2 protein-coding genes are annotated in these 1,279 nt (G+C 43.2%); both read left to right on the top strand.

What is annotated here, in order from left to right; genetic code table 11:
• Positions 1–525 (top strand): type VI immunity family protein (locus CKY02_RS23060; protein WP_146747497.1); only part of this gene is annotated, 525 nt, incomplete at its 5' end.
• A gap of 3 nt (positions 526–528) precedes the next feature.
• A complete protein-coding gene (locus CKY02_RS23055) occupies positions 529–801 on the top strand; it encodes a PAAR domain-containing protein (RefSeq protein ID WP_112897011.1) in 273 nt (90 codons plus the stop codon).
• The last annotated feature ends 478 nt before the right edge of the window (positions 802–1,279 follow it).

Here is a 1,279-nt window from a genome sequence, read left to right as displayed (position 1 = left end):
TTGCAGTATGGGCATTCCATCCGTGGTATTAACTGGATCACCTTACTTTCCAAGCGATTTGTAAACCGACTGGGTGGGGAATATTGGATACGTCAGGTGCTGCGTCCCTACCGGGATGTGGTGATTAGTTCTTATTCCAATGGTCTGATAATCCGGGCCGGTCAATACCCGGACTTAACGCCACTGCCAAGCAGTGTCCCGGAGAGTTATTTTGCCATTAACCAACTGATACGTCCGATACGGGTGATACCTCGTGAAGGCCATTCATTGCACTTCTATGGTGAAGGTCATTTTAATTCAACTTCTACCCTGGCCTGGTATGCCCGTTATGACCGGGGACCGCTACAAGTGACCCCTTTGAGAGGTGACCATCCTGCACTGGTCAGTGGGATCTGGCGAACCGATAGCCTGCCTGACAAACAGTATTTCTTTGCTCAGGGGGCGATGGCTTTTGATGTTGAAGGTGCAGAACCGGGCACAACGATCTGGCATTTAGTACGAGAAACGGAAAATATGACGGAGTAAATAATGCGAAGTGTCGTGGAGAGTAAAAAAATTATCCTTAAAGGTGATACCACAACAACCGGAGGCGAGGTTTTAAATGGTTCCGATTTGGTAAACCAGCAACTCTCGGTTGCCTGTAAAGGTGCCCCGGTGTTTTGTCCCGCCTGTAAACAAACCGGCGTGATTGCGGAAGGTTCTAACTTGTTCAATATAAAAGGAATACCTGTCGCGCTGGAGGGGCACCTTGTTAATTGTGGTTGCCCAATCGGCGCTTGTCGATTACAGGTACGGTCATAACTATCCAATGCTATACCCGTCATCTTTCAAGCTGCCTCTTTGTTGGCTGCACTCGCTCACCCCGGTCACAGAGTTATCTATGCTCCCGGGGATTCACTCCCTTGCCGCCGCGATGCAACTTGAAATCCATAGGGTATAAAACCAGAGCAGGTTTTAAACTGTGATTAAAAGTTATTTTTTTAACGTATGATTTTAATCGGTATCTGGTTTTAATCGTTTTTTATCTTTTGGCTATATGCTTTTTGCGAAATTTAAACATTATGATATATCATGGTTTTACGTTTAAACGAACGTTAATCATATCCGATTTATTTTGACTGACATTGTTTTATAGATATTGTTTTACCAACATTGTTTTACTGGCAATTTTTTCGGGGTTTTATAAATCATCACCCTTTATCTTTTCTTTATAAATCACTAATAAATAGCTTGATGGTATGAAAATACCGTTAATGTTTTTTAGGATAACGCCTTTTTT

Origin of the sequence: Photorhabdus bodei (assembly GCF_003287735.1) — a bacterium.
Taxonomy (GTDB): Bacteria; Pseudomonadota; Gammaproteobacteria; order Enterobacterales; family Enterobacteriaceae; genus Photorhabdus; species Photorhabdus kayaii.
This window is presented reverse-complemented; position numbering and strand designations above follow the sequence as displayed.

What these genes read in the sequence shown, in the direction of transcription:
- CKY02_RS23055 (WP_112897011.1), top strand. Translation starts at nt 529, where the DNA reads ATGCGAAGTGTCGTGGAGAGTAAAAAAATTATCCTTAAAGGTGATACC.